This is a genomic window from Drouetiella sp. (assembly GCF_059504425.1).
In genome coordinates, this window is sequence record NZ_JCACIN010000053.1 from 15,965 (window position 1) to 39,486 (window position 23,522).

The window sequence follows — 23,522 nt, forward strand, 5'->3', positions numbered from 1 at the left end:
AGCCGATCTTCATTGCCGCTTGATGGCAACCCACAAAGATTTCAAGAATGTCCTCAGGAATTAGGGATACAAGAGATGTAGATGACTATATCCCCTGGGGAACTAGGAGTAATTGCTGACTTAACCCATGAGCTACATCTACACCACGGTTTCTATCAGCACCCTTCCTGGGTACTGCGCCTGATAGGACGGCTGCCAGTCGAAAAACTCACGGGGCGAAACTTTAAGCAATTTATTTCGTCCTAAGTTAATTGATCCCGAATGGTGGGAACAATAGCCGTAAGCAACAATGAACGCCCCCTTGTTACCTGGAGCAATTGAGACAAGCATTATGCCAGCACAACCCTTTTACGCGGATGCCGACTACGATGAGTCTTCTAACGTCGTTAACCTCCAGTTTGCCAACGATGCAAATCGAGCAGAGCTGGACGAATCGCAAGTTGATCACGACCTGGCAGACTTAGAAATAGAATATTCAGGTTCCAGCGTGGCGAAGGCTGCGGGACGGCGTACCACCGATCTCGTGCGTCTATATCTCCAGGAAATTGGTCGAGTCCGGCTCTTAGGACGCGATGAAGAAGTTTCTGAAGCTCAAAGCGTCCAGCGCTACATGCGCTTAGTCGAGCTGCGTAACACTGCGGCTGAAACCGATGCTCAAATCCAGCAGTATGTGCGAATTATTGAAACCCACGATCGCCTTGCTTCTCACCTAGGACACCGCCCTTCTCTGGAGCGCTGGGCAACTGATGCAGAAGTTCCAGTGGCTGAGCTGAAGCCGCTGTTGGCATCGGGCAAGCGTCACTGGGCAGAGCTTGCAGAGCTAACGGTGGCAGAACTAGATCAAGTTCAGTCAGAAGGCGTGAAGGCAAAAGATCACATGATCAAAGCCAACCTGCGCTTAGTGGTATCGGTTGCCAAGAAGTATCAGAACCGGGGGCTAGAGCTGCTCGATCTGATTCAGGAAGGTACGTTGGGTCTGGAGAGAGCTGTAGAGAAGTTTGACCCGACTAAAGGCTACCGCTTTAGCACCTATGCCTACTGGTGGATTCGCCAGGGGATTACAAGGGCGATCGCCACTCAAAGCCGCACCATTCGCCTCCCGGTTCACATCACCGAAAAGCTGAACAAAATCAAGAAGGCGCAGCGCAAAATCTCCCAGGAGAAAGGTCGGACTGCGACCATGGAAGACCTGGCGCTAGAGCTGGAAATGACCCCGGCGCAGGTGCGAGAAGTCCTACTACGGGTGCCTCGCGCCGTCTCTCTGGAAACAAAGGTGGGCAAAGAGCGTGACACCGAGCTGGGCGACCTGCTAGAAACTGAAGATGTTTCCCCAGAGGAAGTGCTGATGCGGGAAGCGCTGCATCGGGACTTGCAGCAGTTGCTGACTGACCTCACCAGCCGTGAACGGGACGTGATCCTAATGCGGTTTGGCATGGGCGATGGACAGCCTTACTCCCTTGCCGAAATCGGTCGTGCCCTTGACCTGTCACGGGAACGAGTCCGCCAGATTGAAGCTAAGGCTTTGCAAAAGCTGAGACAGCCCAAGCGCCGCAACCGGGTACGGGATTATCTGGAGTCGCTGAGCTAGGTTCAAGTTGCTGAATCTCAACCATTCGCTCTAACATCATAAGGACTGAGCCAGGAATCAAGCCTGATGCTCAGTCCTTTATTTTTTGACCATCCTGATATGGGGTGCCTCATCAATGACTCACTACGACACGCAATCTAACCGCGAATGGTGGGCACAGCGCTGGGTTGATGTGCTGGAATCCTTTGGCTGGCGGCGACGGCTCGAACGCGCCCGGAACTATGCTCGTCAAGGCAACGTGTTAGATATCCAGTTTGATGGCTCTCAGGTTTCGGCGCAGGTTCAGGGAACGGCTCCAGAACCCTATGATGTGTCTCTGTCCCTTGATCCCTTCGATGATGAGCAGTGGCAGTATGTGATTGAGTCAATGTCAGAGCGAGCCATTTTTTCGGCGAAGCTGCTGTCGGGGGAGATGCCGCAGAATATTGAGGAAGTCTTTACAGCCAACGGGCTGAGTCTGTTTCCTTACACCAAGTTCGACATTCACAGCCGCTGCTCTTGTCCTGATCCGGCGAATCCTTGCAAGCACATCGGAGCCGTTTATTATCTGCTGGGCGATCGCTTTAGCGAAGATCCGTTTGTGCTGTTTCAGCTACGCGGTCGCAGTAAAGAGCAAATCATCACAGCGCTGCGTCAGACTCGTAGCACCCAAGGCGAGGTTAGACCCGTTGAGGAAGCAATTCCAGAATCTTCTCAAATTGATCTGGCAACTTTCTGGCAATACGATGAGCAGCTAGAAGCCTCTCTGGTTGTAGTAGTGCCACCTCCCAGCAGCGAAACCATTCTAGATGTGTTGGGCGCTATACCTTTTAAGGCAGAGATGGGAGGCAATCAAGGGGCGATCGCTTCTCAGCTTTTATTGGACTATCTCAAAACGATCTATAGTCAGGCGAGTCAGCAAGCCGTTCTAGCCGCCATGGCAACAGGTGGACGGAGTGAGAACACAAATTCTAGCCATGACTGAATCGTGTTTTTCAAGAGGTTCTCGCCATGAACCTCTCGAAAATATAGTAAGCGCAAAGGCGGTTAGGACGGGGACATTTTGGGTGGGACGCAAAGTGCTCCACCCAAAATGTCCTAAGCAAACTGGCGACAGCGACAGATGGCAATCTGAGGGGTTTAGGTTACAACGTATTTTGCGACCCAATCATCGTATTGTCCCTGATTAGCGGTGTCTGCGATCGCCCCCAGGGTTTGCCCCAGCACATAGATAGTGTTACCGGATGCTGCAATGCCATAGGTTTCGTCGGCTGCGGCAGTACCGACCTGCGTGCTGACAGCCAAGCTGCCGTCAGTGCCAAATGCGGCAATCCAGGCATCGGAACCACCAGCGCTGGGGTTGCCAAAAATGCCTCCTGTCGTTTCACCCGTCAGGAAGACATAGCCTGTCTCGCTGGTGGCAATGGCTTGAGATTCATCCAATCCAGCCGTGCCAAACTGCTTCAGCCACTGCTGAGTTCCGGTAGCGCTGTATTTTGCTACAAATCCGTCTGTACCGCCAGCGCTGGTCTGTCCGGGCAAAGTACCCTCTGTCTCGCCTGTGATGTAGACATTGCCGCTGCCATCTACCGCGATGCCACGGGCGTATTCTGCCGCTGAGGTGGCGATCGTCTGATCCCAAAGCTTCGTGCCGCTAGCACTATATTTTGCCAAAAACACATCGCCGCCCGTGAGGGGTCGATTAATGTCGGTAGTCAAAGTGGCGTTGGTAATACCCGCAATGTAGACATTGCCGTCTAGGTCGATCGCTACACCCGTTGCGCTGCTGGAACCAGAGCCGCTCCATTCTTTCGACCACAGCTCACTACCCGCGTTGTCATATTTGACTACATAAGCATTGGCTGGAGTGAAGCCTGGAATACCTCTGACCAACCCAGAAGCGTAGACATTGCCGGAGTTGTCTGTTGTAATGCCTGCGATCGCCTCAATTCCACCCAGCTTAATTTGCTTTGACCATGCTTGAGTCCCGTTGCCGCCATATTTGGAGACATAGCCATCTGGAATTCCAGAGGAGCCAGATGCAACGCCGCCCACGTAGTAATGACCACTGCCATCTGCGGCAATATCTGCGGCTGTATCAATACCTGGACTGCCAAACTGCCGCTGCCATTGCAGGGCGCCTTCGGTGGTATACAGCGCCGTAAAACTGTCTCGATCGCCCTGATTTGCCCCGTTCAAGCTCCCCTCGGTAGAGCCAGAAAGGTAGAGATTATCGCCTACGATCGCCAAGCCATAGCCATAGTCATTCTGGGCGGTACCCAACTGACGAATCCATTGGCGATCGAACCGGAGGGACGAGGGGGGAATGGGCGTATTTGGATTGCTAGGAGCAGGGCTATTGGGCGTAAGGTTGTTGGGCGTGGGATCGCTAGGGGAGTTAGCAGAAATTGAGCTAGTAAACGCGATCGATTTATAAACAGTGTCACCCTTGTGAGATGCAATGCGAAAGAAATACTCCCCTGCATCTAGCACAAGCTGAAGCGGCTTGCTATTTTTATCAAGCGTTCTTTTAGTGATAAAGCTAATATTTTTGCTGAGGTTCTTGCCTTTGAGTTGGCTAAAATCCAATCGCCCGATTGCCTTCAGCGCTTCGCTTTTGGCTTCTCTAAGAGTAAACATCTCCAGCCTTACTTTTGCACCTTTACTCAAGTTAGAGATTTGCAGATTGAAGCTACTGCGATCGCCCAAACTAACGCGATACAAATCGCTGAGATCAGACTTACCGACAAAATCACGTGAGATATTCAGCTCTGAGGTTAAATTCCCCAGATTCTTGGCTTTGAGTAATGTGCTTCCAGCGCGATCGCGTCCCATGCTCAACGATTCCTTGCACTATTAAGATGATTAAACTTAGAGTGCCCAACTCAAGAGAGCGATCGCAAGCATTACCTCCTGCCTTTACGCAGAGTTTACAGGTACACATCAAGTTAGGACGCTGAAGATACTCAAAAAACATCATTGCAAAACAAGGAGTAGATCTAGACTAGCTCTCTGCCATGCGCGTAGTTCGGAAGGTAACGTTGACCCCTTCGTTAAGCTGTTCCAAGACCAGAAGAGGCGTTGGCTTTGCTTTTTGATCCCAGTGAATTGAGGCGATGCGCCCCTGAATCGTGGGTTGCCAGTGATCGTCCGTTTCCTGACTCATAAACTTGTGCATACAGTCAATAATTTGACCGATGGTTAATGAGGTTGGCTGTGTAGGTAGCTTCATTAGCTTGATTTGAATGCGGAATAAAACCCGTCGATTGCCTTTGGGTAAACCAGAAGGGTCGTACTCTACATCAAAAACTTCATCAACCTGACGCCCACTGCTGGCAATGCCGACCAGCCCTTGCTCAGCTTGCGATGGGCGGAGAGCGATCGATATCTTTTCCTTCACTCGAATCTTGATTTGATTCAAGATGATGAAGTGAAACTGCTCTTCTTCCATCCGCATTCTTAAGTAATCCAAATTAAATTCACGCGAATGAATTAGATCTGGATTTTTTTCCATCTTGCCAATCGTATTCAGCGCCAGCTTCAGCTTTTTTTGCAGCTCTCGATTTTTAAATTCTTCAAAGCGTGTCTGCTTTTTGAGCTGAGTAATTTTCACTTTTGTAAACACTGCCAAACCCACCAGGAGAATAACCAGAACTCCTGATGAAATCATTCCTATTTGCTGAGGTGCAGAGATGTCTGGTTTAGCAGGTTTTGAAGTTTGGGCCAACCAGGATTCGACAAAAACGATCGGGGTTGACATAGCATTTTGCCGCAAGAGTTGAAGGGTTAAAGTATAGGGTTTGAGTTACGTAGTTTTAGAATGCCCTGCGACTCATAAATTGCATCATGAAGATTGATGAATATTTGACTGCTTGGCAGTCTCCACGTTAAACCATTACGAGGCAATCCGTTTGAGATCAGGAGGAGTGGAGCAACTCATATCTCGCACAGAGTGTGGGGCGCGGAGCGCCCCTGAAACCCGTTGGGAAAGCGCCAAAAGAGAGAGGTGCATGTAGGTCAAGAGATGGGAATTTGCCCTGTGGAGGCGATCGCGCCTAAATTTTCCATCGAGCTTGATGAGGGGACGCATCAATATAGCAAAGGTAAGGCGTTTGGGTATATCGTCCTAAGCTGCCTGTCCATACAGAATCTAAAGCTAGATAGATTTGGCTGCCCGTCAATCCCTCGCAGTAGAACTCGATCGCATCTCCAAGACTGTGCCGCTTCCGAGGACAGTACCATCGGGTGATGCGCAGTGGGCAACCCAGGCGATCGCTAGCCTGCTCAGCCAGTTCAGCAATCCGAACGATCGCATCAACGGTTTCCTGATGCTCAGGCAAGTAAGCTCCGCCCTGGGTTGCCTCTGCCCAGGTGAAACTGCCGTTGGGCAAGATGAGCGCATGAATTTGAAGATTGTCGGGTGTCCAGCGATCTGGACGCGCCAGGGACGCTATGGGTTCGGGGATAGGTGGGGCATCGGCACCACGCTGGGGATGCTCTAGGCGAATCAAATCATCCAGCAACGTCTGAATTGCCCGATCGCGTCCTTCTAAATCGCGCCAAAGCTGCACAAGACGAATCAACGCCTCTCGCTGGCGATCGCTTTGCTCGTAGGTTGTCGGGATGTGCTTCACGAAGTCTAAGAGCGCCCGATCGAGCTGAGTCGCTGCGTTCAATAGAGCATTGCGATCGGGATTGCTGGCGGTCAGCACCCGTGCGTCTACCCCCAGAGTTTTGAGTGCCTCCCCTCGCGAATCCAGGTCTTGCCAGAGGCGAAAGGTTTCGGTCATGGCATTGCGCTGGTCGCCTTTGCCTTGATATTGCTGAGGCAAACGCTGGACAAAGGCAATCAGCGCCGGATCAATAATGCTGATATCAGTTTCAGGAGAAGTGCTCTGCTGTAGAGAGACAATTGCGGCTTCTCGACTCTCTAACCGTCGCCAAAGCTGAGCCATTCGTAATAGCGCCTCTCTCTGGTGCGGATAGCCCGCATAAAAAGGAGGAAGCTGCTGAATAAACTGAATCAGCGCCCGATCAAGCGTGACTTCATCCAGGCTAGCAAGGTTAAGGGCTGTTTCGTTAATGCGTAAGAGAGAGGCGATCGCGCCCTCAAGCGTATTCAGCTTCCGCCAGATTCGCACGGCTTCCAGAAGAGCCTGACGTTGATAAGACAGCCCCATGTAATAGCGGGAAATAGGTTCTGCAAGCTCAACTAAGGCAGCATCAAGGAAGGATTGTTTGGGTGGCAGCGCATCTGAGCTGCCGATCGCCCAGTCCTGCAACGTATTCGCTTTGTAGGTTTGCAGAAGCGTTTGCAGATCGGCAGATTCTAGCCGGGTTGCCATCAGATCAGTTATGGGAGGACTGTAGCCGTTGGCGATCGCCTGAAGAAAGCGATCGGTGTAGTGACCTGCGTCAGCATCCCAGATATCGGCTCCTTTCCAGCCCTGTGCCGTGAGGCGATCGGTGATACTGCGAATGGTATTGGCTGCAAACTGGACTTGTGCCGCAAAGCTATTGACCTGTTCCAAAGCAATGCGGTTAGCAGGAGAGATTCCCAAGCCCATTTCGCCGTCGCTGAGGGCAGGACGATGGTGAACTTGATAGAGCGCTGCCAAGAGCGGCTTGTGAATGCCTGTGCGGGTTGCCTCACTCGAATAATAATAGTGACGCTGATCGGCGCTGAGTCCTGCCATAGCTAACCTTGTGTTTAACTGTCCTGAATCTTTTACCCTGATAAATGGTAGATGGAATTTGCCGATTCAGTACGAATGCTTTTAAGGTTGTGGCGTTAAATGACAGGTTCAGTCACTGACTCAACGCTTCCAGCATGACTCGCTCTACACCCTCAACGGCTTGGCTGAGGGGAAAGCGATCGCTCACATAATCTCGGCAGCGCTGCCCTAAGCTAGGGTCTTGAGCCTGCCAGTCTAAGACATACCGCAGCTTTGCCGCTAGATCCTCTGCGTCGCCGGGACAAAACAGCCCTTGCGCAAACTCGCCTGACAGCACTTCTGGAATGCCGCCCACTCGACTAGCCACCACAGGCACCCCACAGGCCATCGCCTCTAGCAGCGATCGCCCAAAGGGTTCAGCCCAAAGGCTGGGTAAAACCACCAGATGGCTGGATCGATAGACCTCGGCGGGATCGGCAACATGACCTAGAAATTCAACGTTTGCCGTGATATTGAGCTGATGAGTAAGCTGATGCAAAAAATCCTGGTAGTGAGCATTTTGGATCAAAGGCTTTCCGGCAATGAGCAGACGCAAATGCAATTTCTCTGAATTTGCCTCTGACTTGAGGAGGGCGATCGCTTTCAATAAAGTTTCTAGACCTTTGACCTTGTCTAATCGCCCCACGTAAGCAATCACTTTACTATCTGCTAGCTTACTTGCTTGAGGCTGAAACTTTCCTAAATCAATTCCATTATAAACTAGCTTAATTTTGTCATTGGCAAAGCCCGCGGCTATCCAATCTGTTCGAGTACAGCGTGAAATTGCAATTAATCGTTTTGCGCCATGCAGTCCTAGCCTAGATTGAATTCCCAACGTTGAAGGGGGAGGTAGTCGTAAATGACAGACTAAGGGAATGCGTTTGAGAGAAGCTAATCCATAGCCAAAAAAACTTTCCTGATATTGATTGCTATAAACCAAGCTCTCAGGCTCAGCTTTGATAGATTGACCCACTTCGCGCAAGCCTGTAAAAAATTGAGCAGGATTTTGTAATGTCAATTTATATCCATCGACAAAATCTATATGGGTACAAAAGCTTTGATATTGCTCCAACAAATCACCGGGTTTCGTGTAGAGCAAACTAACTTTGTGCCCTCTCTGATGTAGCCCTTTACAGATATCAATTAAGCTTAATTCTTGCCCCCCGCGACGAGAAGATGGCTCATTTTCTAAAACGATGACATGCATGATCACCCCTGAAAGCTATGAAATTAAAGACCTGATTTTTTACGAATGCTTTTTTGCCAAAAGTAAGCTTGCCAGAGGTGAAAAGGGCTAAGCAGACTTCCTAAAAATAGCTCCATTTCACAGGCAGCCGCTAAATCAGTTTGTAACTGCGATCGATATTTCAAATAATGCAACACGCTTTTTCGAAAATCGTTAGCGATGTATAGCATGACCATCAGCGATCTTTTCCAGGGCTGAATCTTGAGCATCCGAGTCACATACCGACTCAACCCTATGCTGCGAAAAAGAGGGAGTAAATAAGATCTTTCTAATCGCCAAGCCGGAATTTTATGGGTGATTTTCATAGCGGGGTTGTACCAAATTTCCCAGGGCGATCGATGAATATAACCCAGAGCTTCGATATCTTCACCACAATGATTGCCATCCGATCGCTTAAAGCCTAGTTTCATCAAAATACCTGCTTCAGGCACATAGTCCAACCAGACTTGTTTGCGAACGACTAACCCTGCTGTAGGCGGCAAAAGCCCCTGTGAGCGGATGTAGCAAGTGGGTTGCTCACCCCGTTCTGTAATCGCTAAAAACGGCAAAATTCGCCGTAGATTTTCAGAGGGATTGACTTCAAATTCTCCTCGAATTTGACTGCCATATGCTCCAGCTTGAACATGAACTTGGGCGAAATCGTAGGCCGCACTCAGCCAAGTTTCATCTGGTAGATTGTCATCATCTAAAAGCCCAACTAAATCACTTTGAGCCGATCGAATTGCAGTATGTCGGGCGTATCCTGCACCTTGGCAAGGCTCTTTGAGATGGCGAATGGCTACTGGAAAATGAGCTTGAAAAGACTGAACAACTTCAGGGGTGCGATCGCTGCTATTGTTATCCACAATTAGGATTTCCCATTGCAGATTAGCCGGATTTGATTGCGATCGCAATCGCTCCAAAAGCTCAGGCAGGCGATGCTCTCCGTTGTAGGTGGGAATGGCTACGGTAAAGTCCACTGGCTGCTCTTCAACATTTCCTGTACAGTCCGTTAAGCAAAAGACCTAGCTCCAGTGTGCCCAAGTCAAAACGGCAATCCAACAACAGTTGAGAATGAGAAGCGCATCAAATCTTCAAATCTCTCAGAAAATCACTAACTTTTTTGGAAATTCGATGTTGCGATTTTGCCGAAAGTATGCTGCTTCTAGCAGGCTCTCATCTCCACCGATTGTTTGAATGAGATGTCTGAATGAGGAAAATTATTACAAAATGTTACGGATGCCTTAAGAGTGTGAACGCAATGCTCGAAAATTATCAGGCAGAGATAGCTAAATTTAAAGTTATCTGGCTAACGTGGCTTTACGGTTGAGGGCTTAGCCGTTCAGCGGCTCAGGCTACCCAGCGGTAAGTGCTGTTTAAACACACTGGTTACATCTTGCTTTTCGGAGGAATCCATCAATGAGTATTGTCACGAAGTCAATCGTGAATGCAGATGCTGAGGCTCGCTATCTTAGCCCCGGCGAACTAGATCGGATCAAAGGCTTTGTTACCTCTGGCGAACGCCGTCTGCGGATCGCTCAAGTCCTTACAGAATCTCGTGAGCGTATTGTGAAGCAAGCTGGCGATCAGCTGTTCCAAAAGCGCCCTGATGTGGTTTCTCCCGGCGGCAACGCTTACGGCGAAGAAATGACCGCAACCTGCCTGCGCGACATGGATTACTACCTGCGTCTGATCACCTACGGAGTGGTTTCTGGCGACGTTACCCCGATCGAAGAAATCGGCATCGTGGGCGTGCGTGAAATGTACAAGTCTTTGGGAACCCCCATCGAAGCGGTTGCTGAAGGCGTTCGTGCCATGAAGAACGTGGCTTCTTCCCTGCTGTCTGGTGAAGATGCTTCTGAAGCAGGTGCTTACTTCGACTACGTTATCGGTGCTATGCAATAGGAGCGCTAAGCCGCCGCTGGGTTAGCTCAGCTCAAGACTTGGAACTTTTCGATCGCCCGATAGACATCAACGCATTTTTTAAGGAAGCAAAATCATGCAAGACGCAATTACTGCTGTAATCAACTCTGCCGACGTTCAGGGCAAGTACCTGGATATGTCTGCTCTAGAGAAGCTGAAGGGCTATTTTTCGAGCGGCGAACTGCGCGTTCGTGCAGCGACCACCATCAGCGCCAACTCTGCGGCGATCGTCAAAGAAGCTGTGGCAAAGTCCCTGCTGTACTCTGATATCACCCGTCCCGGTGGCAACATGTACACCACCCGTCGCTATGCAGCCTGCATCCGCGACCTCGACTACTACCTGCGCTACTCTACCTATGCCATGTTGGCAGGCGACCCTTCCATTCTTGATGAGCGCGTGCTCAACGGCTTGAAAGAAACCTACAACTCCTTGGGCGTTCCGGTTGCAGCAACAGTGCAAGCAATCCAAGCCATCAAAGAAGTGACCGCCAGCTTGGTGGGCGCTGATGCAGGGAAGGAAATGGGCGTTTACCTCGACTACATCTGCTCTGGCTTGAGCTAAGAGTTTGAGTTGAGAGTTTGAACGTGAGCGCTTCAGTCTCGTAGCTTTTTTAGGTCTGGGCAGTTTGGTGTGAGTGCTAGGGGGTCAACGGCAGCTAATGGCTCGCTGTGACGGTCTAGGATTGACATCAGACTCCCAGACTTGCAGTAAGTACCTAAAATTTTCTAGGTTCAGTCTCTAGATTTAATCAAAATTTTCCAGTTTAAACGGGAGCGTTAAAGCCCATGCGGATGTTCAAAATTACGGCCTGTGTTCCTAGCCAAACCCGGATTCGTACCCAGCGGGAACTGCAAAATACCTACTTCACCAAGCTAGTTCCCTACGACAACTGGTTTAAGGAGCAGCAGCGCATCATGAAGATGGGTGGCAAAATCGTTAAAGTTGAGTTGGCAACGGGCAAACCAGGCGCGAACACGGGCTTGTTGTAGAGTCTGGGCTTTATCCAGAAAACTTTACTCTGGGGAACCTTGCTCGATCGCCTAAAAACTTCAGATTTTGGATTCTACATCCATCATGCTGTTGATGCGGCAGATATTTTTTGAGAACCGCTCTCTCTGTGGCTCTTAAAAGGTATCTGCCGCGTTTGAGTTTTAATCAAGGTTATACCGATTTAAACGAATTTGTGGGCACATCGAACCTCAGAAGGGGTTTGGCATTGCCAAGCCCATACCGGGATCTGTCGTGGTTCCAATTCAAATTGGTATGAGAAAAAATTGAGTGTTGAGAAAAAATTGGGCTGACTTGCGTTAATGTATTTGAGCTTTCGATCGCTCAACTCCACCTCAAGCTATCTAGCCGTGAAACTCCGCCATTTTCTCCCCTTCTTTGACACCTCAACCCAAGATTGGTCAGCAGAAGCTCGGTTCTTACGCTGGCTAACATTTCTCTGGATTTTTGTTGGGCTGGTAGTGATGTTTTCTGCGTCTTACCCGATCGCCGACAAAGATTGGGGCGATGGTCTGTACTACTTCAAGGTGCAGATTGTCTGGATCTGTATTGGGCTAGTCGGGTTCAATATTCTGGTGCATTCACCCCTAAAGTACATCTTGGGCTTTGCAGACTGGGGCGTTTTGCTGATGCTGGGGCTAATTTTGCTGACGCTGCTCCCTGGCTTGGGCACCTCGGTGAATGGGGCGACGCGCTGGCTGGTGATTGGCCCTGTTGGCATTCAGCCCTCCGAGCTGATTAAACCGTTTCTGGTGCTGCAATCGGCTCGAATCTTTGGGCAATGGGATCGGCTGAGTTGGGCAACGCGGCTCACCTGGCTAGGAATTTTTGTCGTGACGCTTGCCGGAATTCTGCTGCAACCCAATCTCAGCACCGCCTCGCTGTGTGGCATGATGCTCTGGCTGATTGCCCTAGCATCGGGTCTGCCTTTTTCCTATTTGGGGAGCGCTGCGGGGGCGGGTTTACTGGCGGCGATCGTTAGCGTTAGCCTCAAGTCTTATCAGCGGCGGCGACTGATTTCCTTCTTGAATCCTTGGGCAGATCCCAGGCAAGATGGCTATCAGTTGATTCAGAGTTTGCTGGCGATCGGGTCTGGCGGATTTCTAGGCACAGGCTTTGGTCTGTCGCGGCAAAAGCTGTTCTATCTGCCGATTCAGTATACGGACTTTATTTTTGCAGTGTTTGCTGAAGAATTTGGTTTCGTCGGATGTTTGCTGCTGATGCTGATGCTGGTGATATATGGCACATTGGCGCTGCGGGTGGCGGTTAAAGCTAACAACAAAGTCCATCAACTCGTGGCGATCGGCGTGATGGTTTTGATGGTGGGGCAAGCTTTGCTAAACATTGGCGTAGCGACTGGGGCTTTGCCGACAACGGGGCTACCGTTCCCGCTGTTTAGCTATGGGGGTAGCTCTATGATTGCTAGTCTGCTAGCAGCAGGGCTACTGATTCGGGTTGCCCGTGAGAGCGGAGCAGAGGTTGTATCTTTGAATCGGTATACGATGACTGAGAGAACGGGTGTCTAGCCGCAAAGTTTAAGAAAGCTGCTTATTCGTTCGGCAGCGCTGTCGTGTGGTAGTAATCTTTTAGAGAAGCAGATGCGCTTCTACAACCTGTATTCTTGAACCTGAGCGCTTTTATGTTTCATAAGATTTTGGTAGCGATCGATCAATCTCCCCTAGGAGAAATCATCTTTGGCAAGGCGCTGGGTATTGCCAAAGCATTAGAGGCAGAACTGATGATTTTGCATGTTCTGTCGGCTGATGAAGCAGGCAGTCCCCAAATGCCAGTCTCGGCAACAGGTTTGAGATCTAGCCTGACGATGGAGGCGGCTGTGTTTGATGTTTATCAAAAGCAGTGGCAGGAGTACGAAGAGCAGGGGCTAGGTTTTTTGCGATCGCATGTTCAGATTGCTACTGATGCCGGGGTCAAAACTGAGTTTACGCAGACACCGGGCTATCCGGGTCGTGTGATTTGCGAACTGGCTCAAAATTGGCAGGCTGACCTGATTGTAGTGGGGCGAAGAGGAACTTCTAGCCTCAACGAGCTTTTTCTAGGCAGCGTCAGTAACTATGTGCTACACCATGCGCCCTGCGAAATTCTGACAGTCCATGCGCCGAAAGCTTAGCCTGTTGATCTTAAAACCTTAGCACTCCCATGGGCTTAGCCATTGCCATTACACAAGTTGATGCCTTCACAGATGCACCGTTTGCAGGAAATCCGGCGGCAGTTTGCCTGTTGCGAGAACCCATGAGCGATCGCTGGATGCAGAGCATAGCGCAAGAAATGAATCTGTCGGAAACAGCATTTCTGCTGAAACAGGAGGATGGATATAACCTGCGCTGGTTTACGCCTGCTGTTGAGATCGATCTGTGTGGTCATGCGACGTTGGCTAGTGCCCATGTGCTGTGGTCAGAGGGTCACTTACCGCCTGAAATAAAGGCACGGTTCCATACCCGCAGCGGTTTGCTAGTTGCAAAACAGCAGGGGGAATGGATTCAGCTTGATTTTCCAGTAAATCTCTCCCAGCAAATTGATATCCCGCCACAGCTCACTGAAGCCCTTGCAGGTGCGGCAATTGACGAGGTTTGGCAAAGCTCGTTAGGGTATCTTGTTGCTTTAGATTCAGAAAAGTCGGTTCGCGAACTCTCTCCCCATTTTGGGGTAATGGCAAACCTGCCTGTGCATGGGGTAATCGTCACAAGTTTGGCAGATGAGGCAAGTCACTTTGACTTTGTATCTCGCTTCTTTGCACCTCAGATGGGGATTAACGAAGATCCGGTAACGGGTTCTGCCCACTGCTGTTTGGCTCCCTTCTGGCGCGATCGCCTCCACAAATCGGAGTTTTTGGCTTATCAAGCTTCTGCTAGAGGCGGCGTGATCAAAGTGCAATATGAAGGCGATCGTGTTTACTTAGGTGGACAAGCCGTGACGGTTTTACGTGGAGAACTACTGGCTTAGGTGTTATGGCAACCGCCAAGGCGGTTAGGACGGGGATATTTAGGGAAGGGCGCGAAGCGCCCTTCCCTAAATGTCTTAAGCAAGTTGACGGCAGCTTATAAGATTTGTTTAAAGTCAAAGGGCTTCGCCCAATACAAGACCCCGATGTAAGAGCCGATCGCCAACAACTTTGGCATGATCAGCACGATGCATCGTACAGCGGTTGTCCCAGATCACAATGTCGTCTTGCTGCCACTGATGACGGTAAAGCCTGTAGTGACGAATTGAATGTTTGTAGAGCAACCGAATTATTCGATGAGCCGCTTCAGGCATTACTCCTGAGATAGCCTGACACCGTTCTGGTGTAGATAAAAATAGCGCCAGACGACCTGAAATAGGATGCCGCCTAAACAAAGAATGCCAGCTTTGTTTTTCCTGATCTTCACCTAATGTGAGACCAGACACGACATGGAGAACTTTTGCATCTGCAAACCTCTCTTTGAGCGATCGGGGCAATGTGTCGTAGGCACGATATTGATCTGAGAATAGCGTTTCACCCCCAGCCGAAGGTACTGTCAAAGCCCGCAGAGCCGTGAATGCAGGCGGCTGAGAAACGTAGCTCGTGTCTGTATGAAAAACGCTTCTGGGTGGGTGAACTCGTCCAATGTTGCTGACAACATTGAGAGAGGGCTGGTGTAAGACAGGTGTCTCACCCACTGTAAAAGTTAGCTGCCCTAACCGATCGAGAAAGGTAACAAAGTCTGCATCACTGACCAACTGCCTCCGAAAGACAACAAATCCATGGTTGGCAAGGGCGTTCTTCAAAGAGTTGATATCTTTATCGTTCACGTCAGTGATGCTAATCCCGTATGCTTCCCTACCAAAAGGTAAAAGCGGGCGAAAAGCAATGTTTTCTCTATTCATAACCATGTCTACCCTATGCAGCTTACTCGCTTAAAATCAACTGCTGCAACTCATCAAAATTCAAGCGGTTTACCAAGAGCTGAGCCTTCACGAAATCGTGATGAGCCGTATTCTCGCCGGGAAACGCGACGCAAGCTAAGCCTGCCGATGTCGCCGCTTCAACCCCATCCACGTTATCTTCGATCGCAACACAGCTATCTGATTTCTCACCCAGTTTTTCTAGCGCAAAGACATAGGCGCTTTTGTCTGGTTTCGGGTGTTCGATGCTGGAGGCATTGACGATTACATCAAAATCGGTGGCTTGAATATTGGGACGCAGTGCTTCGATTAATAGTGCAATGTTCTCTTGAGACGTTGTTGTCACCAAGGCCAGCTTCAAACCTTTGCTTTTAGCGCTTTGGATGGTTTCGACCACGCCTGAGCGCGGCGACACCTGAGATTCCGTTAAGTTTTTTTGAAAAATCTCTGACTTTGATCTATGAATTGCCGCAGCATCAACGGTCTGTCCAGTGGAACTCGCGTAGGCAGCAATCCGCTTCTGCCCTCCGCTTTGCTCTAGCATTTTCAGATACTCTTCTTGATTCCAGTACCAATTGAGTCCGTTAGCTTCAAAAGCCTGATTAAAAGCCTGTCTTTGAAGTTCGGAAGTGTCTGCGATCGTGCCAATAGAGCCAAAGAGAATAGCTGACATATGTTTTCTCTGTAATCCGTCTTGCCCAGACTTGAGCGCCTAGACGCTGCCGACAAGAGCACAGCTTAAAAGCTCTGCCTTTGAAAGAGCAGCAGCCTTAATTATTATATTCAAGCGCAATCTATCTTAATAAATTTTCAAAAAATACCTCTAAAGACATACTTGCTCATCATCAAAGCAAGAATACTATCTGTAGGGGCTGGCGCAAATTAGAACCGTCTAGAACAAGCGTCGCCACCATAGAAACCCGCTCCCACATCAATCTTGCGCTCACGTTGATATTGCGTTTGATTACCGTGATAATGATGAGAAAGATTGTTAAGTTATATGTAGTCGAGCTATCAGGAAAACTTCATGGGTAACATCCAGGCAACTTTCAGAGCTACGGAAAAAGCTTTTCATGTCGAGGGATACGAGAAGATTGACTTCAGCTTGCTTTATGTGGATGGAGCCTTTGCACTTGAGAATTCTGAGATTGCAGAGAGCTATCGTCAGTTTGGGCGCTGTCTCATGGTGATAGATGAGGCAGTCTATGGCTTGTACGGTGAGCAGATCCGGACTTATTTCAGGCATTATGAAATTGACTTAACGGTTTTCCCAGTCACGATTAAGGAAACTGATAAGACATTGCGGACTTTTGAGCGGATTGTGGACGCATTCGCAGATTTTGGGCTAGTCCGTAAAGAGCCTGTTTTAGTCGTTGGTGGCGGTTTAACTACCGATGTAACGGGCTTTGCTTGTGCTACTTATCGCCGTCGCACGAATTACATCCGAGTGCCCACAACGCTGATTGGGCTAATTGATGCGAGTGTTGCCATCAAAGTGGCTGTTAACCACGGCAAGCTAAAGAATCGACTGGGTGCTTATCATGCTTCTCAAAAGGTGATTCTCGACTTCTCCTTTTTAAAGACGCTACCCGTGGATCAGGTACGCAACGGCATGGCAGAGTTGATTAAAATTGCGGTCGTTGCTAACAGCAGCATCTTTGAGCTGTTAGAAAACCACGGTGAAGAACTTTTGCACACCCGATTTGGCTACTTGAATGGGACGCCTGAGCTGCGAGAGGTGGCGCACAGGGTCACGTACGATGCCATCAACACCATGCTGGGATTAGAAGTGCCCAACCTACATGAACTGGATCTCGATCGCGTAATTGCCTATGGTCATACCTGGAGTCCGACTTTAGAGCTAACGCCTGAGATTCCTATGTTCCACGGTCATGGAGTCAACATTGACATGGCGTTCTCGGCAACTATTGCTCAGCAGCGGGGCTACATTTCGGTCAGCGATCGCGATCGCATTATCGGACTGATGAGCCGTATCGGTCTGGCGATCGATAGTCCTTATCTCACTCCTGAGCTGCTGTGGAAAGCGACAGAATCGATCAGCCGGACGCGGGATGGGTTGCTGCGGGCAGCCGTTCCTCATCCTATTGGTAGCTGCTTCTTTATCAATGATTTGACAAGGACTGAATTGGATGAGATTTTGGCGATTCACAAAGAGATATGTCGCGGCTATCCTCGCGGGGGAGAGGGAGAAGATATGTATATGTCATTGGAGGCAGCGAGCCATCCTATTTCAGTAGGGATAGACGCATGACTTCCAAATCGTTGACATCGCCCAGACCTGTGACACCGCTAGGGATTCTGGTGGCAAAGCTTGAACATCTCAGCCAGCAGATAGAAGCCCTAGACAGCGTTGATGCAAATCTGAAGTCTGAACTACGACAAGCCTCTGCCTTAGCCAGCGGGCTAGATCCTTACCTGAGTCATTGCACAACGCCAGAATCTTCTGCTCTCGCCTCTCTTGTCAAACGTACCCAGGCAGAAGATTGGAGCCAGCGGTTTTCTGACAGTGAAACCGTACAGCAGCTGGAGCAAGAAATGCTGTCAGGGCATGTAGAAGGTCAAACTTTGAAATTCTTTGTGCATCTAACTCAGGCTAAGCGGGTGCTAGAGATTGGGATGTTTACCGGATACTCTGCCCTAGCGATGGCTGAAGCTCTGCCCGATGATGGCAAAGTAGTTGCCTGTGAAGTCGATGCCTATGTGGCAAAGTTTGCTCAGCAGTGTTTTGATCAGTCACCCGATGGTCACAAAATTTTGGTCAAAGTAGCACCCGCACTGTTGACGCTGAAACAATTAGCTGCCGCTAATGAAACGTTCGATTTAGTCTTTATCGATGCTGACAAAGCAGGATATGTAGACTACTTGAATCTGCTGCTAGACACTGGTCTACTGTCACCCAATGGTCTGATCTGTGTAGACAATACGCTGATGCAGGGACAGCCCTACTTGTCGAGTGAGTCTACAGCCAATGGAGTCGCGATCGCCTCCTTCAATCAAACTGTTGTGGACGACCCTCGAATAGAGCAGGTGTTGCTGCCGTTGAGAGATGGTCTCACCTTAATTCGCCGAGTGTAAACGATGCTCCTACATCCATGTTCTCAGATTAGGGTGTAGGAGTATCGCTTTTTTAGAGCTTTTTTAATATCTCAATTGTTCTCACTATGGTCTTTAACAAGGCAGACAACAGGGGACTGCAAGCTCCGGCAAACGCAGTGAAAACGGTGGCAACCCTAGCCCTACTGCTGTTAGTGTTGCCTCTAAATCTCGCTTTGACCGCGATCGCTTTGCTCAGGGCACTCGTGGTGAGACCCTCTCGTAAGACGGTGGCGAATCCTAAAACAATTTTGGTCAGCGGTGGCAAGATGACGAAGGCGTTGCAGCTAGCCCGATCGTTTCATCAGGCAGGTCATCGGGTCATCCTAATCGAATCGCATAAATATTGGCTAACGGGGCATCGTTTTTCTTGGGCAGTCGATCGCTTTTATACCGTACCTAATCCGCAGGCAAAGGACTATGCTGATGCGCTTCTGGCGATCGTGCAGAATGAGGGAGTAGATGTTTATATTCCGGTCTGTAGTCCAGTTGCCAGTCGTTATGATGCTGAAGCGAAGCAGACACTCTCAGCCTATTGTGAAGTCATGCATTTTGATCCGGAAACGGTTCAAAAACTAGATGACAAATATGAATTCTCTGTCATTGCAGCGTCACTAGGTCTCACTGTCCCTGATTCCTATCGCATTACCCAACCGCAGCAGGTAACGGACTTTGATTTTTCCAAGCAAGAGCGAAAATACATTCTCAAGAGCATTCCCTACGACTCTGTGCGACGACTAGACCTGACTCGGCTCCCCTGTGAAACACCTCTGAAAACAGCAGCATTTGTCAAGGATTTGCCCATCTCCGATCGCAATCCTTGGATCATGCAAGCGTTTATTCCGGGGCAAGAATACTGCACCCATAGCACCGTGCGCAATGGAGAATTGCAGATGCATTGTTGCTGTAAGTCATCAGCTTTTCAGATCAATTATGAAAGGGTGGACAAGCCAGAAATCGAAGCGTGGGTTAGACAGTTTGTTGGCGGTTTAAATCTCACGGGGCAAGTTTCTTTTGATTTCATTCAGGCAGAGGATGGATCTGTTTATGCGATCGAATGTAATCCACGCACCCATTCAGCCATCACGATGTTTTATAACCATGCCGATGTGGCAAGGGCGTATTTAGAAAATGGCTTTCCCGTTATTCAACCCCTGAAGTCCAGTCGCCCAACTTATTGGATTTACCACGAAATCTGGCGATTGGTAACACAGCCGACCCAGATAAGGCAGCGCTTACAAATTATTTTTAGCGGCAAAGATGCCATTTTTGATTGGTCTGATCCACTCCCATTTTTAATGGTTCATCACGTGCAAATCCCCTGGCTATTGATCAAAAATTTGCGGCAGCTCAAAGGCTGGATTCGGATTGATTTTAATATTGGTAAGCTTGTCGAAATGGCAGGAGATTAATTATGGCACTGCGGGTTTTGCACTTGGTGGGGTCTGCGGTGAGCGAGTTTTACTGTGATCTATCGCGCCTTTATGCTCAAGATTGTTTGGAGTCGATCGCTAATCCGGCGTATGAATTTCATATTGCCTACATTACTCCCGATCGCCAATGGCGGTTTCCTGCTGATCTGAGTCATGAAGCGATCGCTACAGCTATTCCCCTACCCTTGGCTGAGGCTGTTCAAGTTTTGACCGCGCTCAAGATTGACGTGATGTTGCCCCAGATGTTTTGCATCCCCGGCATGACCTACTATCGAGCTTTATTTGATCTACTCAACATTCCCTATCTTGGAAATACACCCGATGTCATGGCGTTGACCGCTAACAAAGCGAAAGCCAAAGCAGTTGTGGCAGCTGCAGGGGTGAGAGTACCTCAAGGAGAACTGCTTCGTCCTGGAATCTATCCTCAAATTATCCCTCCAGCAGTCATCAAACCTGTAGATGCAGACAATTCTCTAGGAGTGGCCTTGGTCAGAAATGCCTCAGACTACGACACTGCCTTAAAGACAGCTTTTGCTTACGCAGATGAGGTGCTGGTAGAGAGATTTATTGAACTTGGTAGAGAAGTGAGATGCGGCATTATCGTTCGGGATGGTCAGCTTGTTTGTCTGCCTTTGGAAGAGTACAGCTTGGACAAAGATCACAAGCCTATTCGGAACTACGACGATAAGATCAACCAGGACAAAAACGGTGACCTAAATCTGGTGGCTAAGGACAGTACCAAAGCTTGGATCGTTGCTCCAGACGACCCGATCACAGAACGGGTTGCGGATGCCGCTAAAAAATGTCACGGGGCTTTGGGCTGTCGGCATTACAGCCTGTTTGATTTCCGCATCGATCCAAGCGGGCAACCTTGGTTTCTGGAGGCAGGACTATACTGTTCTTTTGCTCAGAAAAGCGTGATTTCTATGATGGCAAAAGCATCTGGAATGGCTTTAGAGGAGCTTTTCCAGATAGTTTTAAATAATGCGCTTTACTTTAAATAACGCAATTTAATCATGCGTCTCAACAGAAAAAAGGAAGACTCAGAGAATCCGTGAAAATTATCGCTCTTTTATTAACAATTTTCCTGCTCACAATGCCGATCGCTCCTGCTGCCTCTGATCCGATCGGCGGCGTTTCAGGACTGGCTACAGGTGCAAAAGTCTTTGAAATTCACTGTGCAGGATGCCACGCTCAGGGGGGCAACATCGTGCGGCGAGGCAAAAATTTGAAGCTGAAGGCGCTCCAGAAAAATCAGGTGGACTCCCTAGAAGCGATCGCCACTCTGGTCACTCAGGGCAAAAACAATATGTCGGCATATCGCGATCGCCTCACCTCAGAGCAAATTCAGTCGGTCGCAGAGTATGTGCTAAACCAAGCACAGATAGGCTGGCGCTAGGCTAAACTATCGGCGGAAACTATTGGCGGAAACTATCGGCGGAGCTGTTGTCGCCAGGTCTGAATGTCTTTCTGGGCAGCTCCGTATGCCCCCGTGCCTGGAGGAATACTTTCGGCAATGGCGATGGCGCTCGTGAGGCTAAACGGCGCCTGACTTTCAGCATTCTGGAGAATTTGGAAACTCCATTGTTCAATCATGCGATCGGCTTCGGATCTTTGCGGACTGTTGGCAGGAATTTGATCCGCAATTTGGATGGCAGATAGCAGCATGGGGGGCGTGCTGACGCGAGCGGCGCTATAGGCTTGCTGCATTCGATCTAATCCTTCAGACTGACTGCTCCAGGTGCGGATATCAGCCTGAGCGTCATCATAGAGCGATCGCCCTTCCCGAATTTGCCCTGCCGTGGCAATCGCTGCCGAGAGATCGCCTTGGGCAGCAAGCTGACGGGCGCGCTCCAGATAGGGGCGGTCTTCAACTTGTTCGCTGCGCTGCGTCCAGTCTTGAATATTGGCTTCAGCCTCTCTCGACAAAGCCCGCCCGTCACCAATTTGGGAAGCTGTATCGATCGCAGCTCGAAGATTGCCCTGATTGGCAAATTGACGGGCGCGATCGAGCAGCGGCTGATCCTGCGCTTGCTGAATTCGATTCGTCCAATCGCGAATGAGCTGATCTGCCTGGTCATAGAGCGCGCGTCCGGCTCCGATACGGCTGGCTTCGTTGATGGCGCGCTGAAGCGAGGGCAAATCGCCAATGCTGGCAAACTGTTCGGCTCGATTCAGATAAGGGCGGTCTTCAATCGTTTGGATCGTTGCTGTCCAGCCGTCGATCGCGTCTTGGGCTTCCTTGCCGCGCGGATTGCTGGCAGGAACTTGCTGTGCTTCGGCAATGGCGGCAGATAAATCCCCAATGCTGCCGGGTTGGGCAAGCTGGCGGGCACGCTCTAGGTAGGCAATGTCCTGAATTTCTAATTGCCAGTTGGTAACGAGCTGCTGAGCCTTGCTGTAGAGAGGGCGATCGTTCTTTAGCTTCCGAGCCTGCTGGATGGCGGCTTGCAGATCATCTGATGTACCGCCCCAGCCCTGTGCCCTGGCTTGTGCCAAAGTATTGAAGTCCTGGATTTCGGCTTTGAGGTTGGCGCGCTCAGGAATTTGCTGAACAATGTTGGTCGCTCCTTTATAGTCGCGGCGATCGAGCGCTGCGTCTGCCAAATCCAGCATTTTCTGCCCCAGTTGAGAAGTGACGCTGGTTGCTTCTGAATACAGATGGCTGGTGGGCTTAATTTCCTCAACCAATTTCATCGCCGCCAGCAGATTTTCCACGCCGCCCTGTTCAGCCAGCCCTTTGGCTTTATCCAGCTTGCCACCATCGACGCGCGTATCGGTAATCAAAGCACTGAGCTGCTTATATTTCGTAGTTTCCCAATATTTATTGCCCACGGATAACAGCCGAGTTGCCGTCAGAAAAGCTTGTTTCAGATCGTTCTGCCGCAGGTCTTCCTCAGCTTCTTGATAAATTGTTTCTGCCTTTGCCCAGAGAGTTTTCCAATCTTCGATCTGCTGAGTGACCAATCCATAGGCAGCGGTCTGAGCAGGAATTCTCCGAACGGTGCTAATCGCTTTTTCTAGTTCGCCATTCTGAAACGAGCCTTCCGCCAGCTTCAGAATCTCTTGTGACCAATCTTCGACGTTGCGATCGATTTCTGAGCGCAACGGATGATCCGAGGGCATATCGTTGACTAAATCGATCGCCTTGAGCAGAGACTCTACCGTGTGTTTACCTGCTAGCATCTGAGCGCAGTAGAGCCGCATAGACGCAGAGGCAGTCGGCAGAAAAATAGCTGGACAGTTGGGGCTATCTGGTAGGCTAAACAGGGTCAGAGCGGAGAAAATGCCTAACCCGCTAAAGGTGATCACGGATAGCGCACCCCAAAACTGCCAGTTTCGGGGCACCCACTGCGGCAGCGATAGGCTTTTGTCTTGCCCTGTAGGCGGGGATGGCAAACGCACAGGCTGCACGGCAACCCCGCCAGAGGAGGGTGAATGCTTGGCAGGGCGCGGATCTGTGAGACTAGGGGACTGAGCGGCTGGCATGTCCTGGGGCAAAGGAAATTTCAGCGGCGGGATTGATGAGTTTACTGGCTTCTGGGGAATTTTGCCCGACCTCTTTGGCGATCGTCGGTCTGGCTTTCCGTGTTTTCCGGTCATATCTTAAACCACTCCACAATGCAGCAACATTGGCTGCACCCCACACATCCTA

At 49.9% G+C, this 23,522-nt stretch carries 24 protein-coding genes; 15 read left to right on the plus strand and 9 right to left on the minus strand.

What is annotated here, in order from left to right; all coding sequences use genetic code 11:
* Positions 1-81 precede the first annotated feature (81 nt).
* From AC5JMP_RS13055 to AC5JMP_RS13065, 3 genes are all read left to right on the plus strand, one after another.
* Positions 82-246, plus strand: coding sequence for a hypothetical protein (locus AC5JMP_RS13055; RefSeq protein WP_495851911.1), 165 nt, complete (start codon positions 82-84; stop codon positions 244-246).
* A gap of 85 nt (positions 247-331) precedes the next feature.
* Positions 332-1,588 (plus strand): RNA polymerase sigma factor SigC, encoded by a 1,257-nt coding sequence (gene sigC, locus AC5JMP_RS13060; protein ID WP_495851912.1) that lies wholly within the window; start codon positions 332-334, stop codon positions 1,586-1,588.
* Between the two features lie 115 nt (positions 1,589-1,703).
* Positions 1,704-2,552 (plus strand): SWIM zinc finger family protein, encoded by an 849-nt coding sequence (locus AC5JMP_RS13065; RefSeq protein ID WP_495851913.1) that lies wholly within the window; start codon positions 1,704-1,706, stop codon positions 2,550-2,552.
* A 155-nt stretch (positions 2,553-2,707) separates the two neighbouring features.
* Here the strand turns inward: AC5JMP_RS13065 and AC5JMP_RS13070 are convergent, their stop codons facing one another.
* The 6 genes from AC5JMP_RS13070 to hpsE all read right to left on the minus strand — a co-directional run bounded on the left by AC5JMP_RS13070 (position 2,708) and on the right by hpsE (position 9,486).
* Positions 2,708-4,402: an SBBP repeat-containing protein gene (locus AC5JMP_RS13070; RefSeq protein WP_495851914.1), complete on the minus strand. Its 1,695-nt coding sequence runs from the start codon at positions 4,400-4,402 to the stop codon at positions 2,708-2,710.
* A gap of 169 nt (positions 4,403-4,571) precedes the next feature.
* Positions 4,572-5,327: a hypothetical protein gene (locus AC5JMP_RS13075; protein WP_495851915.1), complete on the minus strand. Its 756-nt coding sequence runs from the start codon at positions 5,325-5,327 to the stop codon at positions 4,572-4,574.
* 135 nt (positions 5,328-5,462) lie between these two features.
* Positions 5,463-5,657 (minus strand): hypothetical protein, encoded by a 195-nt coding sequence (locus AC5JMP_RS13080; RefSeq protein WP_495851916.1) that lies wholly within the window; start codon positions 5,655-5,657, stop codon positions 5,463-5,465.
* Positions 5,623-7,263 carry a peptidase M15A gene (locus AC5JMP_RS13085; protein WP_495851917.1) on the minus strand — a complete coding sequence of 547 codons (1,641 nt, stop codon included), beginning with the start codon at positions 7,261-7,263 and terminating at the stop codon, positions 5,623-5,625. Before AC5JMP_RS13085 ends, AC5JMP_RS13080 begins: the two co-directional genes overlap by 35 nt.
* 112 nt (positions 7,264-7,375) lie before the next feature.
* Positions 7,376-8,488 (minus strand): glycosyltransferase family 4 protein, encoded by a 1,113-nt coding sequence (locus tag AC5JMP_RS13090; protein WP_495851918.1) that lies wholly within the window; start codon positions 8,486-8,488, stop codon positions 7,376-7,378.
* Positions 8,489-8,511: 23 nt separating this feature from the next.
* Positions 8,512-9,486, minus strand: a complete 975-nt coding sequence (hpsE, locus tag AC5JMP_RS13095; protein WP_495851919.1) for a hormogonium polysaccharide biosynthesis glycosyltransferase HpsE — start codon at positions 9,484-9,486, stop codon at positions 8,512-8,514.
* 439 nt (positions 9,487-9,925) lie between these two features.
* Here hpsE and apcA point away from each other — a divergent pair, with 439 nt between their 5' ends.
* The 6 genes from apcA to AC5JMP_RS13125 all read left to right on the plus strand — a co-directional run bounded on the left by apcA (position 9,926) and on the right by AC5JMP_RS13125 (position 14,399).
* Positions 9,926-10,411: an allophycocyanin subunit alpha gene (gene apcA / locus AC5JMP_RS13100; protein WP_495851920.1), complete on the plus strand. Its 486-nt coding sequence runs from the start codon at positions 9,926-9,928 to the stop codon at positions 10,409-10,411.
* Between the two features lie 94 nt (positions 10,412-10,505).
* On the plus strand, positions 10,506-10,991 hold the full coding sequence (apcB, locus tag AC5JMP_RS13105) for an allophycocyanin subunit beta (RefSeq protein WP_495851921.1): 486 nt from the start codon (positions 10,506-10,508) through the stop codon (positions 10,989-10,991).
* Positions 10,992-11,215: 224 nt separating this feature from the next.
* Positions 11,216-11,419 carry a rod-capping linker protein CpcD domain-containing protein gene (locus AC5JMP_RS13110; RefSeq protein WP_495851922.1) on the plus strand — a complete coding sequence of 68 codons (204 nt, stop codon included), beginning with the start codon at positions 11,216-11,218 and terminating at the stop codon, positions 11,417-11,419.
* A 321-nt stretch (positions 11,420-11,740) separates the two neighbouring features.
* Positions 11,741-12,964: an FtsW/RodA/SpoVE family cell cycle protein gene (locus AC5JMP_RS13115; RefSeq protein WP_495851923.1), complete on the plus strand. Its 1,224-nt coding sequence runs from the start codon at positions 11,741-11,743 to the stop codon at positions 12,962-12,964.
* Between the two features lie 113 nt (positions 12,965-13,077).
* Positions 13,078-13,566 (plus strand): universal stress protein, encoded by a 489-nt coding sequence (locus AC5JMP_RS13120; RefSeq protein ID WP_495851924.1) that lies wholly within the window; start codon positions 13,078-13,080, stop codon positions 13,564-13,566.
* A 29-nt stretch (positions 13,567-13,595) separates the two neighbouring features.
* Positions 13,596-14,399: a PhzF family phenazine biosynthesis protein gene (locus AC5JMP_RS13125; RefSeq protein ID WP_495851925.1), complete on the plus strand. Its 804-nt coding sequence runs from the start codon at positions 13,596-13,598 to the stop codon at positions 14,397-14,399.
* Between the two features lie 114 nt (positions 14,400-14,513).
* On the opposite strand, the gene AC5JMP_RS13130 is transcribed toward AC5JMP_RS13125, so the two are convergent.
* Positions 14,514-15,302, minus strand: a complete 789-nt coding sequence (locus AC5JMP_RS13130) for a TauD/TfdA dioxygenase family protein (protein WP_495851926.1) — start codon at positions 15,300-15,302, stop codon at positions 14,514-14,516.
* Between the two features lie 22 nt (positions 15,303-15,324).
* Positions 15,325-15,993: an HAD-IA family hydrolase gene (locus AC5JMP_RS13135; RefSeq protein ID WP_495851927.1), complete on the minus strand. Its 669-nt coding sequence runs from the start codon at positions 15,991-15,993 to the stop codon at positions 15,325-15,327.
* A gap of 354 nt (positions 15,994-16,347) precedes the next feature.
* On the opposite strand from AC5JMP_RS13135, the gene AC5JMP_RS13140 reads away from it, so the two are divergent.
* The 5 genes from AC5JMP_RS13140 to AC5JMP_RS13160 all read left to right on the plus strand — a co-directional run bounded on the left by AC5JMP_RS13140 (position 16,348) and on the right by AC5JMP_RS13160 (position 21,266).
* Positions 16,348-17,592 (plus strand): sedoheptulose 7-phosphate cyclase, encoded by a 1,245-nt coding sequence (locus tag AC5JMP_RS13140; RefSeq protein WP_495851928.1) that lies wholly within the window; start codon positions 16,348-16,350, stop codon positions 17,590-17,592.
* Positions 17,589-18,416, plus strand: a complete 828-nt coding sequence (locus tag AC5JMP_RS13145; protein WP_495851929.1) for an O-methyltransferase — start codon at positions 17,589-17,591, stop codon at positions 18,414-18,416. Before AC5JMP_RS13140 ends, AC5JMP_RS13145 begins: the two co-directional genes overlap by 4 nt.
* Positions 18,417-18,502: 86 nt before the next feature.
* Positions 18,503-19,846 carry an ATP-grasp domain-containing protein gene (locus AC5JMP_RS13150; protein ID WP_495851930.1) on the plus strand — a complete coding sequence of 448 codons (1,344 nt, stop codon included), beginning with the start codon at positions 18,503-18,505 and terminating at the stop codon, positions 19,844-19,846.
* Positions 19,846-20,871, plus strand: a complete 1,026-nt coding sequence (locus AC5JMP_RS13155) for a D-alanine--D-alanine ligase family protein (protein WP_495852162.1) — start codon at positions 19,846-19,848, stop codon at positions 20,869-20,871. The genes AC5JMP_RS13150 and AC5JMP_RS13155 overlap by 1 nt, the downstream gene beginning before the upstream one ends.
* Positions 20,872-20,963: 92 nt before the next feature.
* Positions 20,964-21,266, plus strand: a complete 303-nt coding sequence (locus tag AC5JMP_RS13160; RefSeq protein ID WP_495852163.1) for a c-type cytochrome — start codon at positions 20,964-20,966, stop codon at positions 21,264-21,266.
* A gap of 32 nt (positions 21,267-21,298) precedes the next feature.
* Here the strand turns inward: AC5JMP_RS13160 and AC5JMP_RS13165 are convergent, their stop codons facing one another.
* Entirely contained in the window at positions 21,299-23,368 is a 2,070-nt protein-coding gene (locus AC5JMP_RS13165; protein WP_495851931.1) for a chromosome segregation ATPase, read from the minus strand.
* Here AC5JMP_RS13165 and AC5JMP_RS13170 point away from each other — a divergent pair.
* Entirely contained in the window at positions 23,355-23,477 is a 123-nt protein-coding gene (locus AC5JMP_RS13170) for a hypothetical protein (RefSeq protein WP_495851932.1), read from the plus strand. The genes AC5JMP_RS13165 and AC5JMP_RS13170 overlap by 14 nt on opposite strands.
* Positions 23,478-23,522: the final 45 nt, after the last annotated feature.

Coding starts and splice junctions, on each gene's coding strand:
- AC5JMP_RS13055 (WP_495851911.1), top strand. CDS start 82: ATGACTATATCCCCTGGGGAACTAGGAGTAATTGCTGACTTAACCCAT.
- sigC (WP_495851912.1), top strand. CDS start 332: ATGCCAGCACAACCCTTTTACGCGGATGCCGACTACGATGAGTCTTCT.
- AC5JMP_RS13065 (WP_495851913.1), top strand. CDS start 1,704: ATGACTCACTACGACACGCAATCTAACCGCGAATGGTGGGCACAGCGC.
- AC5JMP_RS13070 (WP_495851914.1), bottom strand. CDS start 4,402: ATGGGACGCGATCGCGCTGGAAGCACATTACTCAAAGCCAAGAATCTG.
- AC5JMP_RS13075 (WP_495851915.1), bottom strand. CDS start 5,327: ATGTCAACCCCGATCGTTTTTGTCGAATCCTGGTTGGCCCAAACTTCA.
- AC5JMP_RS13080 (WP_495851916.1), bottom strand. CDS start 5,657: ATGCGTCCCCTCATCAAGCTCGATGGAAAATTTAGGCGCGATCGCCTC.
- AC5JMP_RS13085 (WP_495851917.1), bottom strand. CDS start 7,263: ATGGCAGGACTCAGCGCCGATCAGCGTCACTATTATTATTCGAGTGAG.
- AC5JMP_RS13090 (WP_495851918.1), bottom strand. CDS start 8,488: ATGCATGTCATCGTTTTAGAAAATGAGCCATCTTCTCGTCGCGGGGGG.
- apcA (WP_495851920.1), top strand. CDS start 9,926: ATGAGTATTGTCACGAAGTCAATCGTGAATGCAGATGCTGAGGCTCGC.
- apcB (WP_495851921.1), top strand. CDS start 10,506: ATGCAAGACGCAATTACTGCTGTAATCAACTCTGCCGACGTTCAGGGC.
- AC5JMP_RS13110 (WP_495851922.1), top strand. CDS start 11,216: ATGCGGATGTTCAAAATTACGGCCTGTGTTCCTAGCCAAACCCGGATT.
- AC5JMP_RS13115 (WP_495851923.1), top strand. CDS start 11,741: ATGTATTTGAGCTTTCGATCGCTCAACTCCACCTCAAGCTATCTAGCC.
- AC5JMP_RS13120 (WP_495851924.1), top strand. CDS start 13,078: ATGTTTCATAAGATTTTGGTAGCGATCGATCAATCTCCCCTAGGAGAA.
- AC5JMP_RS13125 (WP_495851925.1), top strand. CDS start 13,596: ATGGGCTTAGCCATTGCCATTACACAAGTTGATGCCTTCACAGATGCA.
- AC5JMP_RS13130 (WP_495851926.1), bottom strand. CDS start 15,302: ATGAATAGAGAAAACATTGCTTTTCGCCCGCTTTTACCTTTTGGTAGG.
- AC5JMP_RS13135 (WP_495851927.1), bottom strand. CDS start 15,993: ATGTCAGCTATTCTCTTTGGCTCTATTGGCACGATCGCAGACACTTCC.
- AC5JMP_RS13140 (WP_495851928.1), top strand. CDS start 16,348: ATGGGTAACATCCAGGCAACTTTCAGAGCTACGGAAAAAGCTTTTCAT.
- AC5JMP_RS13145 (WP_495851929.1), top strand. CDS start 17,589: ATGACTTCCAAATCGTTGACATCGCCCAGACCTGTGACACCGCTAGGG.
- AC5JMP_RS13150 (WP_495851930.1), top strand. CDS start 18,503: ATGGTCTTTAACAAGGCAGACAACAGGGGACTGCAAGCTCCGGCAAAC.
- AC5JMP_RS13160 (WP_495852163.1), top strand. CDS start 20,964: ATGCCGATCGCTCCTGCTGCCTCTGATCCGATCGGCGGCGTTTCAGGA.
- AC5JMP_RS13170 (WP_495851932.1), top strand. CDS start 23,355: ATGTCCTGGGGCAAAGGAAATTTCAGCGGCGGGATTGATGAGTTTACT.